The 18,124-nt window shown below is 49.4% G+C and carries 16 protein-coding genes and 1 riboswitch; of the genes, 8 read left to right on the top strand and 8 right to left on the bottom strand.

Annotated features, from left to right (window positions below; genetic code table 11):
- Window positions 1-107: 107 nt before the first annotated feature.
- The 4 genes from M3630_RS11580 to moaC form a co-directional block, all read right to left on the bottom strand.
- Window positions 108-578 carry a hypothetical protein gene (locus M3630_RS11580; RefSeq protein ID WP_173610993.1) on the bottom strand — a complete coding sequence of 157 codons (471 nt, stop codon included), beginning with the start codon at window positions 576-578 and terminating at the stop codon, window positions 108-110.
- Window positions 579-732: 154 nt separating this feature from the next.
- Entirely contained in the window at window positions 733-1,914 is a 1,182-nt protein-coding gene (locus M3630_RS11575; protein WP_251252198.1) for a pyridoxal phosphate-dependent aminotransferase, read from the bottom strand.
- Between the two features lie 83 nt (window positions 1,915-1,997).
- A riboswitch (SAM riboswitch) is annotated at window positions 1,998-2,112 on the bottom strand.
- A 60-nt stretch (window positions 2,113-2,172) separates the two neighbouring features.
- Entirely contained in the window at window positions 2,173-3,429 is a 1,257-nt protein-coding gene (locus M3630_RS11570) for an MFS transporter (protein WP_251252197.1), read from the bottom strand.
- 3 nt (window positions 3,430-3,432) lie between these two features.
- Window positions 3,433-3,915, bottom strand: coding sequence for a cyclic pyranopterin monophosphate synthase MoaC (gene moaC, locus M3630_RS11565; RefSeq protein WP_173610990.1), 483 nt, complete (start codon window positions 3,913-3,915; stop codon window positions 3,433-3,435).
- 172 nt (window positions 3,916-4,087) lie between these two features.
- Between moaC and M3630_RS11560 the strand changes: the two genes are divergently transcribed.
- The 5 genes from M3630_RS11560 to M3630_RS11540 all read left to right on the top strand — a co-directional run bounded on the left by M3630_RS11560 (window position 4,088) and on the right by M3630_RS11540 (window position 8,005).
- A complete protein-coding gene (locus M3630_RS11560; protein ID WP_251252196.1) occupies window positions 4,088-4,627 on the top strand; it encodes a methylated-DNA--[protein]-cysteine S-methyltransferase in 540 nt (179 codons plus the stop codon).
- Entirely contained in the window at window positions 4,620-5,333 is a 714-nt protein-coding gene (locus tag M3630_RS11555; RefSeq protein WP_221868154.1) for a 2OG-Fe(II) oxygenase, read from the top strand. The genes M3630_RS11560 and M3630_RS11555 overlap by 8 nt, the downstream gene beginning before the upstream one ends.
- Window positions 5,334-5,345: 12 nt before the next feature.
- Window positions 5,346-6,164 (top strand): SPL family radical SAM protein, encoded by an 819-nt coding sequence (locus tag M3630_RS11550; protein ID WP_251252195.1) that lies wholly within the window; start codon window positions 5,346-5,348, stop codon window positions 6,162-6,164.
- Window positions 6,165-6,267: 103 nt separating this feature from the next.
- Complete coding sequence (gene moaD / locus M3630_RS11545; protein ID WP_251252194.1) at window positions 6,268-6,975, top strand: molybdopterin converting factor subunit 1; 708 nt, start codon at window positions 6,268-6,270, stop codon at window positions 6,973-6,975.
- A 4-nt stretch (window positions 6,976-6,979) separates the two neighbouring features.
- Window positions 6,980-8,005, top strand: a complete 1,026-nt coding sequence (locus tag M3630_RS11540; RefSeq protein WP_251252193.1) for a ThiF family adenylyltransferase — start codon at window positions 6,980-6,982, stop codon at window positions 8,003-8,005.
- A 69-nt stretch (window positions 8,006-8,074) separates the two neighbouring features.
- On the opposite strand, the gene M3630_RS11535 is transcribed toward M3630_RS11540, so the two are convergent.
- The 3 genes from M3630_RS11535 to M3630_RS11525 are packed head-to-tail and all read right to left on the bottom strand — an operon-like array spanning window position 8,075 to window position 11,568.
- The gene (locus M3630_RS11535; RefSeq protein ID WP_251252192.1) at window positions 8,075-9,136 is read right to left on the bottom strand and encodes a sensor histidine kinase; all 1,062 of its coding nucleotides are present in this window, start codon (window positions 9,134-9,136) and stop codon (window positions 8,075-8,077) included.
- Window positions 9,133-9,795, bottom strand: a complete 663-nt coding sequence (locus tag M3630_RS11530) for a response regulator transcription factor (RefSeq protein ID WP_217367230.1) — start codon at window positions 9,793-9,795, stop codon at window positions 9,133-9,135. Before M3630_RS11530 ends, M3630_RS11535 begins: the two co-directional genes overlap by 4 nt.
- 15 nt (window positions 9,796-9,810) lie before the next feature.
- The gene (locus M3630_RS11525) at window positions 9,811-11,568 is read right to left on the bottom strand and encodes an ABC transporter ATP-binding protein (protein ID WP_173610982.1); all 1,758 of its coding nucleotides are present in this window, start codon (window positions 11,566-11,568) and stop codon (window positions 9,811-9,813) included.
- A gap of 292 nt (window positions 11,569-11,860) precedes the next feature.
- On the opposite strand from M3630_RS11525, the gene acnA reads away from it, so the two are divergent.
- The 3 genes from acnA (at window position 11,861) to M3630_RS11510 (ending at window position 17,691) form a co-directional block, all read left to right on the top strand.
- Window positions 11,861-14,590 (top strand): aconitate hydratase AcnA, encoded by a 2,730-nt coding sequence (gene acnA, locus M3630_RS11520; protein ID WP_221868151.1) that lies wholly within the window; start codon window positions 11,861-11,863, stop codon window positions 14,588-14,590.
- A gap of 247 nt (window positions 14,591-14,837) precedes the next feature.
- The gene (gene alr / locus M3630_RS11515) at window positions 14,838-16,019 is read left to right on the top strand and encodes an alanine racemase (protein ID WP_251252238.1); all 1,182 of its coding nucleotides are present in this window, start codon (window positions 14,838-14,840) and stop codon (window positions 16,017-16,019) included.
- A gap of 79 nt (window positions 16,020-16,098) precedes the next feature.
- Window positions 16,099-17,691 carry an alkaline phosphatase family protein gene (locus tag M3630_RS11510; RefSeq protein WP_251252191.1) on the top strand — a complete coding sequence of 531 codons (1,593 nt, stop codon included), beginning with the start codon at window positions 16,099-16,101 and terminating at the stop codon, window positions 17,689-17,691.
- Between the two features lie 82 nt (window positions 17,692-17,773).
- Here the strand turns inward: M3630_RS11510 and M3630_RS31345 are convergent, their stop codons facing one another.
- Window positions 17,774-18,067 (bottom strand): hypothetical protein, encoded by a 294-nt coding sequence (locus tag M3630_RS31345; RefSeq protein ID WP_463674828.1) that lies wholly within the window; start codon window positions 18,065-18,067, stop codon window positions 17,774-17,776.
- Between the last annotated feature and the right edge of the window lie 57 nt (window positions 18,068-18,124).

Below are 18,124 nucleotides of genomic sequence, written 5' to 3'. Positions count from 1 at the left end.
GGTTTTGACTATGTCGAGCGGTTGTTCAACCATTAGTCTTCACTCCACTGCATGCAAAAAACCCCTCTTCGTATCAAACGAAAAGGGGTTCATATGTATCGCTATATCTAGGCGATGCGGAACACACGCGGTTTTTCTGTATGTGGGAGGAAAGAGAGGTCGACATGATTGGACGCTTCTTCCATACCGATATCGCTTGCCAACAGCAATGCCTCTTCCTGAAAGGTCGGCGTACAGCTACCTTCATTCAGCTCACAGAGTCGCTTCAATCGCTTCAGTCTCTCTGCTGACTTTTCTATTCTCATGCATTCGTTCGTCAGCTCACATACGTTGACGTGACGAGCATCAGCGATCATGCTGATATCATTCACATGGACAATCAGTCTTTTGCCTTCTTCTGTAACAAATCCGATCGAGCAAAAATGCGCACCTGACATTTCCAAACGAGTGAGAACAGCATTGGCGTAAACTTCTCCCGTCCGCAAGCGAATCTGGCCTGCTTCAATGGCTCCGCCGATTTTTCTCTCGTTGGCGATCACCGTATACATATCCGTGTAACCGTTAATCTGATAGCGCATGGTACCCTCCCGCTCTCGCTGAGACTAATTATCATTAACAACAATGACATCGTATAATGAAAATCATTATCTGTCAATAATGAGAATGATTTTTATTCTAAAAGGAAAAAGCCACACTCCATTTATACGGTAGTGTGGCCAAATTGCCTCGCTTTTATTTTGTTTTCGTAAATAACCCCAGCCGCTCAATCCGCTTGACTGCTTCCGCAAGACGCTCTTCGTTGGATAACAAAGCCGCTCGCACATAGCCCTCACCTGTGGGGCCAAAGCCATTTCCCGGCGCTACGACGACATGCGCTTTTTCCAAAAGCAGGTCAGAGAACTCCACGGATGTGAAGCCGCTTGGAACAGGAAGCCAAGCAAAAAACGAACCTTGAGATGGTGGCGCCTGCCAGCCAATCCGATGCAGATTGGAGTACAAGGCATTACGGCGGCTTTCGTAGACAGCGACGAGATCGCGGACGCACTGCTGCGAATCCGTCATCGCTTTGGCTGCTGCCATCTGTACCGCTCCGAATAGGCTGACGAAGTAATGGTCCTGAATGAGGTTAATCAGACGAACCAGCTCGCGATTTCCTACCATGGCACCCACACGCCAGCCTGCCATGTTGTACGTTTTGGACAAGGTATAAAATTCTACGCCCACTTCTTTTGCACCCGGAACCTGCATGAAGCTGACCGGCTTTTTCCCGTCATAGCTAATCGCCCCGTAAGCGAAGTCGTGGCAGACGACGATTTCATGTTTTCGGGCAAAACGAATAGTTTCTTCATAAAACTCAAGTGGTGCGTTGACTGCTGTCGGATTGTTCGGATAGTTGAGAAACATCAGTTTCGCTCGATCCAAATCAGCTTGGGAGAGCTGGCTGTAGTCTGGCAAGAAATCGTTTTCCGCCTTCAACGGCATCATGGCCATCCGTCCGCCTACGACCGCAACCCCCGACCAATAATCCGGATAGCCTGGGTCTGGAACTAGTGCAACATCGCCTGCGTTCATGAGGACTTGGCAAATCTCTACGAGTCCGGTTTTGCTACCGAACAAAATCGCTACTTCTTCCTCTGGATCGAGGTCCACATCAAATTCTTGCTTATACCAATGAGCCACTGCCTGCTTCAGTTCCACGCGTCCCTGAAAAGGCGGATATTTGTGATGGAGTGGTTGTGCCGCTTGCACCTGTAATTCTTCAATAATGTGCGGCGGTGTCGGCAAATCCGGATTGCCCTGCCCCAGGTTAATGACGTCGTGGCCTTGCGCAATGACCTTGTTTACTTTTGCCACCAGGGTCGCAAAAAACTGGGTAGGGAGTCGATCAATCATATCGGAGGGTTGAATGCGCATCTTTGTTCCATTCCTTTCTTGGGCCCAATACAGTAAAACCCCCTTTTTCCATACAGAAAAAGGGGGAGATCAGCTTGGTCACGTCCTTATCTGTCAGGAAAAAATCCTGCTGGAATTGGCACAGCATCTGTCCATCACATGGAACAGATCCGCTGCCGGGCTTCATAGGGCCAGTCCCTCCACCTCTCTGAATAAGTCAAACACACGGAATATACTGTTTTTTCGTCTATATCATACTACTTGAGCACGTAAACCGTGTCAAGATGCTTGGTTCTGTACCGGCATTTGATGCCTTCTTTTCTGAAAAGAGCTGTGGAAGGCAAAGAAGGCGACAGACAACAAACACAAGCCTGCCATCACGAACAATAGTCCCTGCGCGTGAATGGATTGGAAAATGAATGCGCCAAGCAGTGGACCGAGCATCCGCCCAGCCGATCCAGTCCCTGCAATCAGCCCTTGGATAAAGCCTTCTCGTCCCTCAGGCGTAAATTGTGCAGCTACTGCCGGCACCGCTGGCCACACGAGCATTTCGCCCAGCGTCATGATGAACATGCCTGCCACAAAGCCTGCATAAACCGTTGACTGAGACAAAATCAACATCGACAAGGCAAAAATATAAGCGCCCAAGAGCATTTGTGCTTTTAGCGTACGAGCAAAGCGTCGAATGACCCACGCAATCAATGGCTGACCAAACAGGATCAAACCGCCGTTCAGCGTCCACAACAGACTGTATTGACGGAGGGAAATGCCCAGGGTTTGCATATAGGTCGACAGCACCGTCGTCCATTGGACATAGACAATCCAGCTAATTAATAGTCCCCCGCATAATAGCAGCAATGCGCCCCATACCACCTTTGTCTCTTGTTGTGGTTGTCGCGGCACATCACCAGCTACTTGCTCAGGCATGCTTTGTCCAGTCGTCGCGTTTCCGCGTTGTTGTTCCACCATTTTTAGCTGACGCGGCAAAATGAGCATGAACATCGCGAGGACGATCACTTGAGAGATGGCATTACCGAAAAACGTCCAGGCAAACGATACACTTGCCAAGAAGCCGCCCAACGCAGACCCGGCAGCTACCCCCACATTGAGGGAGACATAAATCAGATTGATTCCTTTACGTCCTCCGTCCGGCCATAAAACGACGGCCAATGCATTCATCACAGGAGAAAGTGTCCCGTAAAACAGTCCATTCAACAGAAGCAAGACAACATAAATCGTAAAATCTTGCGTTACACCTAATCCGATCGAAATCAGGATAACACCGATGGAACCTACAATAATAGTGCGCATTTTGCCCCAGCGGTCAAACATCATCCCGCCAACAATACTTCCGATCAAAAATGCGCCTTGATTTAAAAGCAACAAGAAGCCGGCTACAGTCAGCGGCTTTCCGAGATGATTGTGAATATAGATCGTTACTAGCGGCCAAATACACGCCATTCCGGTAGAAAAAATGACGGCAGCAATCGCCAATAAACGAATGCTGCTCGGATAGGATTCCCACTTTTGCCTCATGGCTTACTTCTCTCCCCGATGGAAATCGCCGCTTTTTCCGCCTGTTTTGGATTGCAGACTGGTCGGACCGATTATCATTGCTTTATCCATGGCTTTGCACATGTCATACACCGTCAAAGCCGCTACGCTGACAGCGGTCAACGCCTCCATCTCGACGCCAGTTTTCCCTGTCGTCTTCACGGTTCCTGTAATCGCAAGCGTCGTTTCATCTACAAATGCAAATTGTATGTCGATGCCAGTCAATGGCAGCGGATGACACATCGGGATAATTTCCCACGTCTTTTTGGCAGCCATGACACCTGCTACCTGCGCAACTGCGAGTACATCGCCCTTTTCGATTCGACCTTCGCGGATTCGGGCGAGTGTTTCGGGTTTCATGCTGATTTGGCTCTCGGCTACAGCCACCCGTTTTGTGACGTCCTTCTCGGATACGTCTACCATCCGCGCTCGATTTTGTTCATTAAAATGTGTTAATTGATCTGTCATACTAGCATCGTTCCTCCTCTATCTCCTCCTACCTTACTCCCGCCGCTGGATAAAAGCAATGGGAATGTAGAAGACATTGTTTCGTTATCTTGCTCATCCACTCCTAAAAACGTACGAAGAACAGGTGCTGGAGGTATACTGTTCGTACACAGCTCAAAGGAGGCGTATCGAATTGGAAACGAGGAAGAATCAGACGGTACATTGGTCCATGCTTGTGCATGGTGATTGGACCATTTATTTAGCTGCAACGACTGCCGGGCTTTGTTATGTCGGCTCGGTCAACCAGCCTTTTGCTGAATTGGAGGCTTGGGTTAAAAAACATCACCCACAAAGTTCGCTGGTGCAAGACGATCTATGGCTAAAGCCTTTTGCAACAGAACTGATGGAGTATTTGCAGGGAACGCGCGAGCATTTTTCCATGGATTGCGACCTGTCTGGAACGCCTTTTCAGCTCGCTGTCTGGGAGGCACTGCGCCAAATCCCATACGGTCAAACGGTATCGTACACCGACATTGCAACCGTTATTGAAAAGCCTGCTGCTGTTCGTGCTGTCGGTGCAGCAATCGGTGCCAATCCGGTTCTCATTACAGTGCCCTGCCACCGCGTCGTCGGTAAAAACGGTTCACTAACTGGCTATCGTGGAGGACTGCCCATGAAGACAACTCTGCTTGATCTGGAGAAAAAGACAAATCGGGGTGTGAAGCATGGCTAAATCAGTGGCAGAGACGATCGCTGCACTTGACTGGCATTCGTTGCAACAGGAGCTAGACAAACAAGGGTATGCAACTTTTCCTTCCTTAATAAGCGCCGATGCGTGCGAAGAATTAATCGCTACGTATGGACAGGATGACCTTTTTCGCAATACGATCCAAATGGCGCGGTACCGTTTCGGTGAAGGGGAGTATCGCTATTATCAAGCTCCCCTTCCCTCGCTTTTGCAGGAGCTTCGCGAAGGCTTTTATCCAATGCTTGCGCAGACTGCGAATCGGTGGCTGGAACTGCTGGGACGCGAAGCTATTTATCCTGCTACCCTCCCTGAATTTTTGGCGCAATGTCACGAGCAGGGTCAGTTGCGCTCTACTCCACTGATTTTGAAATACGAAACAGGTGGCTATAATTGCTTGCATCAGGATATGTACGGCGAAGTGTTCTTCCCGTTTCAAGTGGTTTTTGCCTTGAATCAGAAGGAGAAGGACTACAGAGGCGGAGAATTTCTACTGATGGAGCAACGACTGCGCGCACAGAGCAGGGGACATGTGATAACCTTGGACCAAGGCGCTGGCCTGATTTTCCCGACATCCTACCGTCCTGTGCAGGGAACGCGAGGCTACTATAAAAACACGCTGCGCCACGGTGTCAGTACGATTACCTCAGGAAAGCGCTACAGCCTCGGAATTATTTTTCACGATGCAAAGTGAGGAACGCCCCATATGAAAAGCATCCTTTCCTATAAAATGCCGAAAACCCTCCTTAATAAAGGAAGCGGATTTCTTGCGGATTACACTCACTCGCTCAATCCCTATACGGGCTGTTCTTTCGCCTGCTCTTATTGCTATGTTCGGCAAATGCCTGTCTCTTTGTTTCGCAACGAGCAATGGGGCACGTGGGTTGACATTAAGCAGCAAGCTGCCGATTTATTGCGCAAGGAGCTTTTGCGGGCAAAGAAAAAAGGAAAGGTAACCATCTTCATGTCTTCGAGTACAGACCCGTACCAGCCCATCGAACAAACGGAAAAAGTAACGAGGTCTTTCCTCGAAGTCATGGTAGAGAATCCACCCGATTTTTTGCTGGTGCAGACGAGAAGTCCCTTGGTTTGGCGGGATGCAGATTTGTTGCTCCTGCTGGGTGATCGCGTCCGCATCAGCATGACCGTCGAGACCGATTTGGAGGAGATTCGCCGGCACTTTAGCCCGCAAGCTCCCCCCATTCAAGCGCGGCTCAAAACACTCCAGCGCTTGGCGGAAGCAGGCATCCCTACACAAGCAACGATTGCCCCTGTTTTGCCGAGCAGTGAGTCATTCCCGGAGATTTTGCGACCCTTGGTCACCCGTGTCTGTGTCGATGACTTTTATATGGGAGATGGCAGCGGCGGCAAACGAACGAAAAGAAACGGCACTCCCGCTCTCTATGAACAGTTGGGACTGGAACAATGGTATGATCCTACCGCCTATCGGATCGTCTATGATCGGCTATTACGTGTTTTTCCGCCGGATCAGATTTATTTGAGTCAGGAAGGCTTCGCCCCTTAGAATCTACTGTTGATTGTAACACCCCATTCATTGGCAACTTTGATCGGTTTATGATATCGTCTAGCCTAGAGAGTAGTATCATCCAGGGAAATGAGGAATTGTCTTGACCATTACAATCTTGTTATTTGCCGGACTCGCCGAACGTGCGAATGCCCGGGAAGTACAGTTGACCTTATCTGAAGGCGCGACCGTTAGCGACCTTCTGCAAGCAGTGGAAAAAGAATATCCTGCGCTCTCTGCGCTTTTGGGCAGTTGCTTTGTCTCTATCAACCACGAATATGCAACGAAAAATCAAATCCTTTCAGCCGATGACGAGATTGCCCTCTTACCTCCAGTAAGCGGCGGAGAAGAAGACCCGCGCTTTGCCATTACCGAGGAGCCTATTTCTGCGGACAAGCTCGTTCGATTGGTGAGCAACCCGCATGCGGGTGCAATTCTTACTTTTGTCGGAACTGTTCGGGAATTCACCCATGGGCAGCGCACCGTGTATTTGTCCTATGAAGCGTATGCCCCTATGGCTGTTGAAAAAATGAAGCAGGTGGCAGCTGAGATCGAGGAACGCTGGCCGGGAGCGCAAGTCGCGATGCACCATCGCATCGGTCATTTGACTGTGGAAGAGATAGCGGTTGTTTGTGCCGTGGCAACAGCGCATCGCAATGAATCATTTGAAGCAGGCCGTTATGCCATCGAGCGACTCAAGCAGATCGTTCCTATTTGGAAAAAAGAAATGTGGGAAGATGGAAGCGAATGGAAGGGCCATCAGCAAGGACCATGGAATCCGCTTGCGATGCCAGAAGGAAAGGTGGAGTAACGCCTTGGATACTCGCTATTCCCGTCAAATTTTGTTTCATCCAATCGGGCGCAGTGGACAGGAGAAGCTCGGGCGAAGTCGTGTTGCGATCGTCGGCATGGGAGCGCTCGGAACGGTTATCTCCAATCATATGGTCCGTGCTGGAGTAGGTTTTGTTCGCATCATTGACCGCGACTTCGTCGAGCCGAGCAACCTGCAGCGTCAAATGCTCTACGACGAATCCGATGCAGCCGAGCATTTGCCAAAAGCAATTGCAGCCCACGCCAAGCTGACAAAGATCAATTCAGCTGTTACGATCGAACCGATTGTCGCAGACCTCACCGCTTACAATGCGGAGGAATTGCTGGCAGACGTCGATCTCGTTCTGGATGCGACAGATAACTTTCAGGTGAGATATCTCGTGAACGATGTTTGCGTTAAGCATAGTATCCCGTGGGTGTACGGTGGCGCCGTGAGTGCGACCGGAACCTTTACCGCGATTCGTCCAGGAATCACGCCTTGCTTGCGCTGTCTTTTCCCTGAAGCGCCAAACCCGGGCGAGATGCCTACCTGTGACACGGCTGGCGTCATCGGACCGATCATTCACATCGTCGCCTCCTATCAGGCAACAGAAGCATTCAAGCTGTTAGTGGGCGCAATCGATGAACTCAATCCGAATTTGGAGCACTTTGAGATTTGGCATAACCGCCATCAGCAAATCAAGGTGGTCAATGCCCGCCGAGACGATTGTCCGACATGCGGGCAGAAGCAATTTTCGTTTTTACAGCCGGATACCCAAGATGGACAAGCCGTTTCGCTTTGTGGTCGAGACACCGTACAAATCTCGCCCGCCGCTGCAATGACACTTGATCTGAACGCATTGGCTGAAAGACTTTCCCCTTTGGGACAAATTGAGCAGAACAAGTTTTTGCTGCGTTTCCGTGTCGATACGTACACGCTCGTCATTTTCCCAGATGGTCGCGTCCTCGTGCAAGGCACAGATGACGTCAGCCTGGCACGTTCGCTCCATGCCAAGTATATCGGCGCGTAACTGGTTTACCCGTAATGAAAATAAAAATAAGCTGTCCCAGACCGTCACTCGGACGAAGGGGCAGCTTTTTTACGCCGTTTGAACAAATGTAATCGTAAACGTGGTACCTTTCCCTACTTCACTATCCACGACGATCGTGGCATGATGCAAATCAATTATTTTTTTCACAATCGCCAGCCCCAGACCACTACCCGAATTGGCTCGATTCCGCGATGGGTCCGCCTTGAAAAATCTTTCGAAAATGCGCTCTTGATTTTCCTTGGAAATCCCGATTCCTGTGTCGATTATTTTCACGAGTACTTCTCCGTTTACCTTCTCCAGCTTTACGCTGATTTTCCCGCCTGCCCCTGTGAATTTGATGCTGTTCCCAAGCAAGTTGGTCCAGACTTGACTCAGCATATCCTCGTCTGCCACGATTTCGACTTTTTCCAAGTCTATGTCCATTTCAATCTCTTTCGCCACCCATTGGGGCTCGCATGCAAGGATAAGTGCGCGTAGTTGCGTGTCCAACCGATATGACTTCCGCTCCAAATCATGCTGGATGCCCTCTAGCGCAGTGAGCTTAAGCAGGTTGTCGCTGATCTTGGACAGTCGCTTGCTTTCCGACTCGATAATCTCCAAGTAGCGTTTACGCTCTTCTTGGCTAAGTCCTTCATTATGCAGGGCGCGAGCAAACCCGCTGATGGACGTCAAAGGCGATTGGATTTCGTGGGAAACATTGGAGATGAACTCCTGCCGCAGCTTCTCCATTTCATTTAATTGTTCCGCCACATGGTTGATGCCGTCCACCAGCTCCCCCCATTCATGCGCCAGCTTGATATCCAGATTGACCCGAAAATCCCCCATGGCAATCCGTCTAAGCGCATCAATCAATGGTTGAAACCTGCCCCGATGCCTTGACATGGTGAAGAAAGAAATAATTATTCCTACCCCAATAAACAGGATGCAGTTCAAAACGGATTGGACCAACGTTTTTACAAGATTATTGGGATGATAGCCCGTATAGCTATAAAAGAGAGTCGTAATCCCGTATGCACCTAGGCCGCACAAGGCAAAAACAACACATAAGCCCACCACACCGACGATTTTTTTCAGCAAAACATAGGAATGTTCTGGACTTCTCTTTTTCATACGACGATCTCCAAACGATAACCAAGTCCTCGGACCGTCCGGATCAAAAAGCCGTACATCGCTTCCGGAAAACGTTCCCGCAACCGGTTGATGTGCACGTCTACCGTACGCTCATTCCCCTCAAAATCATAGCCCCATATTTGTTCGATCAGCTGCTCGCGGGAAATGGTCTGCCCGGGATAGCTGGCCAGTTTGAACAACAACTCGAACTCCTTTAGTGGGATCGTCCAGGTTTTCGTGCCACTCGTGACTGCAAATGTTTTACGATCAAGTAACAGTTGACCTGCTTGAACCTGATGCGAAGCGGCAATCCGGTAGCGCTTGAGCAGCGCTTTTACCCGGACGACCAGCTCCTGCGGATCAAACGGCTTCACCAAATAATCATCTGTCCCTAGCTCAAAGCCTTTGATTTTTTGTGATGTCTCTCCCTTGGCAGTCAGCATGAGCAAGGGAAAATCATAATACTCACGAAGCTTTCGACACAGCTCCCAGCCGTCCATGTTCGGCATCATGATGTCAAGAATCACCAGTTGTGCGGCAACTGATTCCAATTTGTCCAATGCCTCCTGTCCGTCAACGGCTTCCACTATCGTAAAGCCTTCATTGCGCAAGAAGACGCTGACAAGCTCGCGAATATGCGGATCGTCGTCAACTACCATAATCGTGGTCACGTTCTACACCCTCTCTTTTACGAGCAATTGCTGACTAGCCAATTCCCGGTACATCTCATGGGTTTGAAAAAGCTCTTCATGTGTACCCATACCTGTGATTTTTCCCTTTTCCAAAAAGATGATTTGGTCTGCCTCCACCACGGTAGACAAGCGATGGGCAATCACGAGGGTGGTGCGTCCCTTCATCAAATTTTGCAACGCCTTCTGGACGATCATCTCGGAATTACTGTCCAAGCTAGAGGTCGCTTCATCCAGCATCAAGATTTGGGGGTCCCGAAGCAGTGCACGGGCAATGCCGATTCGTTGGCGTTGTCCACCCGATAGCTTCATGCCTCGCTCCCCTACTTCTGTCTCATAGCCATTCGGCAATTCCTCAATAAATTGATCCGCATAGGCCATCTTTGCCGCTTCCTTCAACTCCTCGTCGGTAATCGTCCGTGAAATCCCGTAGCAAATATTCTCTCGGATGGTTCCGGCGATCAATGGACTTTCCTGGGAAACGTAGCCGATTTGACTTCTCCATGACTTCAAGGAAAAATCCGTGATGGGATCATTGCCTAGCCTGATTTCTCCAGTCAGCGGCTGGTAATATCTTTCAACTAGGGAAAACAACGTCGTCTTGCCGCTGCCGCTCGGTCCGACAATCGCATTTACTTTTCCCGCCCCAATCGTAAAGCTGACATCATCGAGAATGGTTTCCCCGTTCTCATACGCGAAGCTCACATGGCTCAAATGGATGGGCAGTCCTGCGTTTTCAAGCGTCCGTCCTGTCAGAAGATCTTCCTCTTCAGCGTTCAGTGTCGATATGATTCTTTCGGTTGCCCCCATGGCTTTTTGTAACGAGGTGAAAAACTGTGTGAATTGCCCTAGTGGGATGACAATTTGCACCAGATACAAAATAAATGCGACCAGCTCACCAGCTGTCAATGCTCCCATGGACACGCGCATGCCACCATAGCCGATCACAACCACGAGCAGCACCATCAGGATAAAGGACATTAGCGGTCCAATGACGGCTTGGACCTTTCCTTCTCTCAGCCCGAATCGGAACAAATTCCCGATTGCCTTTGTTCCCATTCCCAACTCGTGGGTTTCGGCATTGGAAGATTTGACGAGCCGCATTTCTTGGAGCACTTGATTCATAATGGTTGTAAAGCTGGCCGTTTCATCTTGCAATCCTTTTGAAATTTTGTACATCTGACTGCCAAGCGGCATGAGAATCCCGATGCACAGCGGCACAGCAACGAGCATGGTTAACGTCATTTGCCAATCGAGGTAGAGCAAGGTCACCACAGAACCAACAATCGTGATCAATCCTGTGAAAAAGCTGGACAGGTGCTCCGTAATCAGGCTTTTCACAACGCCGGTATCGTTTGTCATTCGACTGATCGTATCACCTGTCCGGTTGTTATCATAATAAGAGATCGGCAGGACGAGCAGTTTTTTCCATAGTCGTTCACGGAGTGAGGCCACCACACTCTCGCCGACATGATTTAATAAGTAGATGGACAGTCCTCCTGCAATGGCTTGTGCGACAAAGGCAACGATCATTAGAATGATTTGCGGTGTTGTGATCGTAGACAGGGAAAAGCTGTCCACCAAATCCTTCGTAAACAACGGTATCACTAAGCTAACTAGTGTAGTTGCGATGCTCATGAACAACGCGACACCGATTTTCAGCTTGGATGGCTTTGTGTCCCTAATTAATCGAAAGAAAGGTCGCCAGTTTCCCCATTTCGCTACGCTGTTGGTTTGTTCCATTCGTTCATTTCTCCCCTTTTTCCTCCACTCATTTTCACTTGCAAGTGATAAGATACTGCATGAATGTAAACGAAATATAAACGGGATAATAATTCAAGTGCGTGCAATTTTCTTCTTTACTAAGTAAGAAGACGTTTCTGATCCAATTTTCTTTACCTATGATTTTTGTATATAAATGATGAATTTGGGGTAGAAGCCGGGAAACAAATCGTATATAATAGGTTCGTAATGAAGAAACGAAACAACGTTTCACCAGATGAAACTCCAAGTTATTATAGGGAGGTTGTATACATTGGCTAACAAAGATGCTTACAAAGTAAAGTCTTCCCTGCAAGTAGGCGACAAGTCTTTTGCTTACTATCGCCTGCAAGGGTTGGAAGAACAAGGATTGGGCGATGTTTCCAAACTGCCGTTCTCCATTAAAGTTCTGCTCGAGGCTGCTGTTCGTCAGTTCGACGGCCGCGCGATCACCAAAGAACACGTACAACAATTGGCGACCTGGACAAAAGGCCGCGACGAAAACCAAGAAGTACCTCTCATGCCAGCTCGTATCGTTCTGCAAGACTTCACCGGTGTACCGGCTGTAGTTGACTTGGCAGCGATGCGCATCGCGATGAAGCGCGCTGGTGGAGATCCAAAACGAATCAACCCGTTGGTTCCAGTTGACCTCGTTATCGACCACTCCGTCATGGTTGACGATTTCGGTAACGCGTCCGCTCTGGACAACAACATGAAATTGGAATTCGAACGCAACCAAGAGCGCTACCGCTTCCTGCGTTGGGCACAAACTGCGTTTGACAACTTCCGTGCGGTTCCTCCAGCTACTGGTATCGTTCACCAAGTAAACTTGGAGTACCTCGCAACGGTAATCGCTACTCGCGAAGTAGATGGCGAATTGGTTGCTTTCCCTGACTCTCTCGTAGGTACTGACTCCCACACCACTATGATCAACGGTCTTGGTGTTCTTGGATGGGGTGTTGGTGGTATCGAGGCAGAAGCAGGAATGCTCGGACAACCTCTGTATTTCGTAACGCCAGAAGTAGTTGGTTTCAAACTGACTGGTACCCTGAGTGCTGGTGCGACTGCAACCGACCTCGCTCTAACTGTTACGCAAATGCTGCGTAAAAAAGGCGTTGTAGGTAAATTCGTGGAGTTCTACGGACCAGGCCTGTCCAACATCTCTCTGGCTGACCGCGCTACCGTAGCAAACATGGCACCTGAGTACGGCGCTACTATGGGCTTCTTCCCAGTAGATGCTGAGACACTCAACTACATGCGTCAAACCGGTCGTGAAGAAGACCTCATCTCCTTGGTTGAAGCTTACACCAAAGCACAAGGCCTCTTCCGTACTGACGAGACTGTTGACCCAGTATTCTCCGAAACATTGGAACTGGATCTGTCCACTGTCGTACCTAGCTTGGCTGGTCCAAAACGTCCTCAAGACCGCGTAGAACTGACTGCTATGAAGGAATCCTTCAATAACAGCCTCGTGACGCCGATCGACAAAGGCGGATTTGGTCTCTCCGAAGAGAAAATCGCAGCTAGCGCACCTGTTGCTTATCCAAACGGTGAAACAGCTACGCTGAAAACTGGTTCGGTTGTTATCGCAGCGATCACTTCCTGTACCAATACATCAAATCCTAGCGTAATGCTGGGTGCAGGTATCCTGGCGAAAAAAGCTGTGGAAAAAGGCCTGAAAAAGCCTCCTTTCGTAAAAAGCTCCCTGGCTCCAGGTTCCCGCGTAGTTACCCAATACCTGAAAGACGCTGGTCTGATCGATTCACTGGATGCTATCGGATTCAACGTCGTAGGTTATGGTTGCACCACTTGCATCGGTAACTCCGGTCCATTGCCAGAGGAAACCAGCAAAGCTATCGCTGACGAAGATCTGACAGTTGCAGCGGTACTCTCCGGTAACCGTAACTTCGAAGGCCGTATCCATGCACAGGTAAAAGCGAACTACCTCGCTTCTCCTCCATTGGTTATCGCCTATGCACTCGCAGGTACTGTAAATATCGACCTGACTACAGAGCCAATCGGCACTGGCAAAGACGGTCAACCTGTATTCTTGAAAGACATCTGGCCAACTCCACAAGAGATCGCAGCTGCTATGGACAAAGCTATGAATCCGGCTCTGTTCCGCGCTGAGTACGGCCAAGTGTTCACACAAAACGAAGCTTGGAACAAAATCGACGTTCCAACTGGCGACCTGTATGAGTGGGATGAAAAATCCACGTACATCCAAGAACCGCCATTCTTCCAAAACCTGGCTGGAGAAATCGCTAAAATTGCAGACATCAAAGCAGCGAACACCATCGCACTCTTCGGTGATTCTGTGACAACTGACCATATCTCCCCAGCTGGTAACATCTCGCCAACTAGCCCAGCAGGTCTGTATCTGCAAGCAAACGGCGTAGAGCGCAAAGACTTCAACTCCTACGGTGCTCGTCGTGGTAGCCACGATGTCATGATGCGCGGTACATTTGCGAACATCCGTATCCGCAACCAAGTAGCTCCTGGAACTGAGGGCGGCGTAACGAAATACTTGCCAACTGACGAAGTAATGTCCATCTACGATGCTTCCATGAAGTATCAAGCAGACGGTACTCCACTCGTTGTACTGGCTGGTAAAGAGTACGGTACTGGTTCTTCCCGTGACTGGGCAGCAAAAGGTACATTCCTCTTGGGTATCAAAGCGGTTATCGCTGAGAGCTTCGAGCGTATCCACCGTGCTAACCTGGTTGGTATGGGCGTTCTGCCTCTGCAATTCGCTGATGGCCAAAGCTGGAAGTCCCTCGGCATCGACGGTACTGAGTCCTTCAGCATTGTGGGTCTCTCCGATGATGTTCAACCTGGCCAACGCGTAAAAGTAGAAGCAACGAAGAAAGACGGCAGCACTTTCGAATTCGAAGTAATCGTGCGCCTCGATTCCATGGTAGACGTAGACTACTACCGCAATGGTGGTATCCTGCAAACGGTTCTGCGTCAGTTGCTGGATGAAGGCAAACCAGTAAACGCGTAAGCAAACGAATAAAAAATAAGTTCGTATCAGCACCCACCCAATGAAAAGGGCAGGCTCCGAGTATCTCGGCAGTCTGCCCTTTTTACGTTCCCAGTCAGAACATGGTTGTCGTTAAACAGGCCTCCCTACACTTGGTCTGTTTTTTGTTTTCACTTCCTGATAGTGATAGGCCACGCCTAAGAAGAAGAAACGGTGAATACGCATGGAAGAGGGAATTGTTTCCCACAAAAAGGGAGGGATTTTCGTGATGAAACAGTTGTTTCGCGAAACCTGGATCGAGGTCAATCTCGATGCCATTAAGAAAAACATTCGGGCCATACGCCGGCATATTCCTGAACAGACGAAAATCATGGCAGTTGTAAAAGCGAATGCCTATGGCCATGGTTCTGTTGGAGTAGCCCGCCATGCCCTCGAGTACGGGGCTACTTCTCTCGCTGTCGCCATCCTGGAAGAAGGCATCGTCTTGCGAAAGGCGGGCATTGTAGCACCTATTCTCGTGCTGGGATTCACTCCTCTTTCACGTGTCAAAGAGGCGGTCGCCTGGAATATTGAGCTGTCTGCGTTTCAGGCCGATTGGATCAAAAAAGCCGATAAAATTGTCAAAGCAACCACTTTCTCCAATCGTTTGAACATCCATATCAATGTAGACACCGGCATGGGACGTCTCGGCGTACGGACAAAATCTGCGTTGCTTTCAGTCGTGAAGGCGTTAACTTCAAGCTCTTCCCTTGCATGGACCGGAATCTTCACTCATTTTTCCACTGCGGATGAACCTGACCACACATTGACCAAAGCGCAACACGAGTTATTTGTTGATTATCTTCGTTACCTGAAGGAAAAAGGCTTCGAGCTTCCGACCGTACACATGTGCAACACCGCCGCCACTATTGCTTTTCCCGAATACAACGCCGATATGATCCGCCTCGGAATCGGCATGTACGGGCTGTATCCATCTGCTTATATCCGCCAACTCCATCGTGTGAAGCTCGTTCCGGCACTCAGCTTGAAATCGCGCTTCTCCTATGTGAAGACAATGCTGACGCCACCGTATACCATCAGTTATGGGGCTACATACATAGCAAAGCACGGAGAGGTCATCGGGACGGTTCCAATCGGTTATGCCGACGGATATTCGCGCGCACTCTCTAACCGGGGATTTGTTCTGTATCGAGGCAGAAGGTTGCCAATCGCAGGGCGAGTGACGATGGATCAGATGATGGTCAGCTTGGGAGAAGGCAGTGGAAAGCAAGGCGATGAAGTCGTGATTTATGGCAAGCAAGGAAACGTCGAGATTACTGTCGATGAGATTGCTGAAATGCTCGGAACGATCAATTATGAAGTCGTTGCCACCCTCAGTAATCGCATCCCTCGTTTATTTTTGGAAAAAGGGGTGGTTGTAGAGATCTCTCATCTGTTACCGGAAGGGTAAATGAGGCAGGCTTGGAGAATAATTTTTCCCCGAAAACGAAAAATAGGGAAAACCAAATTCGCATAAAAGGAATGGAAACATGAAGCCGCGATTCACATACGCCACCCTTCTCCTGTTGGTGCTGAGTCTGACTGTGATCAGCTGCAAGCCAGACTCAGCTTCCCAAATCCGTCAGCATAGCCTTAAGGCTCAACCCACGGCTGAGAAAAACGAATCACAAAAGCCTGTCCTGCTCATTCTCATTGATTCGTTAATGGACAAACCACTGCAAGAAGCAATCCGGCAAGGCCGCGCTCCAGCTTTGGGTTATTTGCTTGCAAACGGGCGCTATTACCCGCAAGTTGTGAGCTCATTCCCCACCATGTCGGTGGCGATCGACAGCACCCTTCTTACAGGGACGTATGCCAATCAGCATCATGTACCGGGATTATCCTGGTTCAGCAACAAGGAAAAGCGGATGATTTATTACGGGTATGGCCCCAAAGAAGGGCTAAAGATCGATCAGCCACAAGTGCTATTAGATATCCTTCATCAATTAAACCTGGTCCAGCTCAATCCGCATACGAAAACCATCCATGAAGAATTGGCGGAAAAAGGCAAGGATACCGCTTCCATCAATGCGATTCTATGGCGAGGCAAAACGCCCCACACCTTACAAATCCCCCGTCTCATTGATTTCGGCACACGTTTGCCAAGTGAACTGAATGTGACCGGACCAAAATTGATGTCGTATGCAGCATTTGCCCAGCTTGATCCGAATCAAAAGCGTGAAAAGCGCATTTGGCGAAAATACGGGATGAACGATGAGTTTTCCGCGCAGGAGGCTGCCTATCTCATCGCCAACAAGAAGCTTCCCCCTCTTACCATCACCTACTTGCCGGAAAATGATATGGAAGTACATAAGAAGGGACCCGCTACGATCGAAGGGATTGAAAAAGCGGATAAAGCGCTTCAGACCGTACTCGATGCATTTGGCTCGTGGGACAAGGCAATCAAAGAAGCGCGGTGGATCGTCATGGGAGACAGTGGACAGACCCCTGTTCTGGATGATCGCAAGACCGCTACCATTGACTTGCGCAGCTTATTGACCGACTATCGCATAGCCAAAATCAGTCAGCCTGTCACCCCTACTGATCAAGTCGTGATTTCGACCAACGAACGGATGGCTTATATTTACGCCTTGGACTCACGTATTCCGTTATCGGATATCGTAAAACGCTTGCAGCGTGAAGCTAAGCTGGACATCATTGCGCGTAAGGAAGATCAAAAGATTGTCGTAACAGCAGGCCAGATCAATCAACAGTTTTCTTACCAGCCAAACGGTCCCTATATTGATCCATATGGTCAAACATGGAGCTTCGATGGCGATCCGCGTTTGCTGGATATGACCATCAAGAACAACCGGATGACATACGGGAAATACCCGGACGTTCTAGCGAGGCTCTATGGCGCAATGAATTCGCATGAAGGCAGCTATGTGGTCGTTACTGTTCAGCCTGGGCATGAGCTCATTACCGAAAGCTCTCCCACCCATATCGGCGGAGCGGCACACGGTTCCTTGCACGAGATCGATTCACTCGTTCCCCTGCTGGTAACCGGGACAACCACGAAACCCAAAACTTTGCGTATCGTAGACTTGAAAGATTGGCTGCTGCGCCTGACAACCGAGTGAGTAAGGCAGTTTTTTAGAGAAAGGGCGGGTTTCGGAAAATCTGCCCTCTACTCTTTTTATTCCGTCGTTTTATTGCTTCCCCTTATCTTGATCCTGCATCGGAATCATCCTTTTCTCTTACATCCGGCAAGAAACAGACCTGCGAGGCTATGGGGAAGAAAAACGCTGGGCGCATGCTGCCACTCATGCTGCAGACGCTCTCGATGACCTGACTCAATGCAGTGAACTGGATCAGACTGACCTGTCTGGAATCGTGATGAACTCTCAATGGATGATTTGGATGGATGGGTTCGGAGTTTTGCGAATCGTTTGGATAGTAGCTATTCAATCGAATCGTATAAGTGGATTGCAGCGACCTTGCTTCCTCTAAGTTCACAGCGAGCATAGTCACCGAAAATCAAAACGAATACATGTTCTCCCCTATTTTAGGCAC

The sequence above is a fragment of the Brevibacillus sp. MER 51 genome (assembly GCF_023714195.1).
Taxonomy (GTDB): Bacteria; Bacillota; Bacilli; order Brevibacillales; family Brevibacillaceae; genus Brevibacillus.
This window is presented reverse-complemented; position numbering and strand designations above follow the sequence as displayed.